Annotated in this window: 4 protein-coding genes; 1 reads left to right on the top strand and 3 read right to left on the bottom strand. The window is 63.3% G+C overall.

The features are described from left to right. From AC1D01_RS31835 to AC1D01_RS31825, 3 genes are all read right to left on the bottom strand, one after another. Nucleotides 1–656 (bottom strand): hypothetical protein (locus AC1D01_RS31835; protein WP_477873509.1); only part of this gene is annotated, 656 nt, incomplete at its 3' end. After that, a complete protein-coding gene (locus AC1D01_RS31830) occupies nt 640–1,215 on the bottom strand; it encodes a DUF6932 family protein (protein ID WP_477873508.1) in 576 nt (191 codons plus the stop codon). The genes AC1D01_RS31835 and AC1D01_RS31830, both read right to left, overlap by 17 nt. Further along, nucleotides 1,212–1,604: a hypothetical protein gene (locus AC1D01_RS31825; protein ID WP_047506251.1), complete on the bottom strand. Its 393-nt coding sequence runs from the start codon at nt 1,602–1,604 to the stop codon at nt 1,212–1,214. Before AC1D01_RS31825 ends, AC1D01_RS31830 begins: the two co-directional genes overlap by 4 nt. Before the next feature lie 86 nt (nt 1,605–1,690). Between AC1D01_RS31825 and AC1D01_RS31820 the strand changes: the two genes are divergently transcribed. After that, the gene (locus AC1D01_RS31820; protein WP_477873507.1) at nt 1,691–1,981 is read left to right on the top strand and encodes a hypothetical protein; all 291 of its coding nucleotides are present in this window, start codon (nt 1,691–1,693) and stop codon (nt 1,979–1,981) included. Nucleotides 1,982–2,074 lie beyond the last annotated feature (93 nt).

The following is a 2,074-nucleotide window of genomic DNA, read 5'->3' as shown; positions in this document are numbered from 1 at the left end:
CCGTAGGGCGTGGTCCATTGCAGCTGCGGCGCGGCTTGGGCCTCAATCAGCGTGTGCACCAGGTCTCGGTACTTCTTGATCGCCCAGGTGCCGTGCTCGGCGGCGCTCTGGGAGACATCAGCCGAGTTTGTCAGGCGAAGCAGTCGGTCAAGGGCGATGCGTCTGGGGTCGTCGCCAAGCAAATCGCTGTCGGTTTGAATCAGCAGCGTCATGCCGAATGAGCTCTGCGCTGAGCTGGGCCGTGCGGCCATGTTGAACTGGCGTTTCAGTGCGGACGGCAGGTGCCGGGCAGGGCGGCCAACGGTGGATTGGCCGACGCGCACATACAGCTCAGCGAGGGCGCTGGAAATCTGGCCAATCGCAAGAAGGTCAGCGTACTGGTCGGCGTAGCGTTGGCCTTCGAGGGTGAACTCGACGGTCTCATGCTCGCGGTGCTTGAGCAGGCCGAACAGCTCTCTCTGGAGTTGATCGCGATCGGCTTCGAGCGCGCGCAGTGAAAGCTGCCAGGCCAGGCGGGCGCCATCGGCCTCAATCACTGTGCGCTGTGCGGCGAGTGCATCGTCCGCCTGAAGTAGAAGATCCCGCAGTCGCGCAGCCTTCTTGGTTGCCGCCTCGGGGCTGATGTCTCGCCATCCGGTACTACTGAAGCGTGCCATCAATGCCTCCTGCTGCGACCTCAATTTCCAGGACATGCTGGTAAGGGCGAGCTGCCTGCCTCAAGCCAAGCCGACTCTCCCAATACCCGCGTACGACCTTCATGTGCGTGGCGTGCGGGTGATCGTCGGGGAGATCGATCACGCAGCCATGAATGAGGCTCGCCTCGGCATCGCTGCTGTGCCACTGCTCGCTGCTGAGTAGGCCTGCCTGAATGTCCGCCGGCAGGCGTTCGACGTCCGCGATATCGGCGTGATCGAGGTGCGTCACGGCGACGAGGCTGTCGGGCTCGGTGTTCGGGCTGACGAATGTGCCGCCAAGCCATTGGCGGCGATTGAGTCCACCGCGCAGCAGTCGTCCATGCAGCTGCAGCAGGGCGTCCCACAAATGGCGCCGGGTGGCGCTCTGTGGAAAGTGATTGACCAGGAGCAGCTCTACGTCTTCCAGCGTCGTCGGGTGCGGCTCGCCCGATCCTCGGATGGCTTGCAGCAGCTCTGAAAGTGGGTCGGACGGGCCAAGGGCGACCTCAAAGGCGCCCAGATCAAAGATCCGATCGGTCATCGACGGCCTTGGCCTTTGTCGGGGGTGTTCGCCTTGAGTGCCTCCGACAGCATCGGATGCTCGCGCAGGTAGGTGTCGATCATCTGGCGCTCAGGCTCGGCGAGGGCCAGGTACCCCTTCTGCAGCGCGATGAGTCGATCCAGAAATCCGGCTCCCGAGGTCGGGGGCTGGTCCGCGGCATCCATCCATCCAACCGGGAGGTCGTGCTTCTGCTCGATCTCGCGTGCCAAGTCCTCGCCGACGTTGCGCTGGCTCTTCCCTTCGGAAAAGAGCCGGTAGATCTGCGGCCGCTTCTTGCCGATGAAGTCCGCGAACGCGGCCGTGTTCCCGCCGTGGCGTTCGTTGATCAGCTGCTGCAGCCTGGTGAGGCGGATGTCGTGTTTCGTCACGGCGCGGATTTGACCAACGGAGTAACCTTTTGGTAAGTCCCCAAGTGGCTATTGCTTTGCGATAACCATATGGTTATCCTTCGGGCATGCTGCTCAAGAACTACTTGCGTGACCTGAAGGAAGACGAACGGCGCCTGCGCCTTGCTCGCGCTTGCGGCTCGTCCTGGTCGTATCTACGGCTGGTCGCATACGGCGCCCGTCAACCCTCCCTTGAACTGGCGCTTCGAATCGAGCTGGAGACCTCTGGCGCGGTTCTCGTCGAGGACCTTGTCCGGGATGTGGATCGAGTCGAAGCGCTTCATCGCTTTGTAGCCCTTCGGGCTTCGATGCGCGCTGGCGAGGTGCAGGCCGCGCTATGCGAGGGCCAACCGTGCTGACCCACACCGAAGCTACTGCAGTGCTTCTCCAGGCGAGGGCGGCCGGGCAGTGTGAAGAGACAGCGCTTCTCGCAGCGCTGCTACGAGCTGGCG

Source organism: Rhizobacter sp. P3_B12, assembly GCF_056402895.1.
This window is presented reverse-complemented; position numbering and strand designations above follow the sequence as displayed.

Excerpts from the sequence above, each read along its gene's own strand:
- AC1D01_RS31830 (WP_477873508.1), bottom strand. The coding sequence starts at position 1,215 with ATGACCGATCGGATCTTTGATCTGGGCGCCTTTGAGGTCGCCCTTGGC.
- AC1D01_RS31820 (WP_477873507.1), top strand. The coding sequence starts at position 1,691 with ATGCTGCTCAAGAACTACTTGCGTGACCTGAAGGAAGACGAACGGCGC.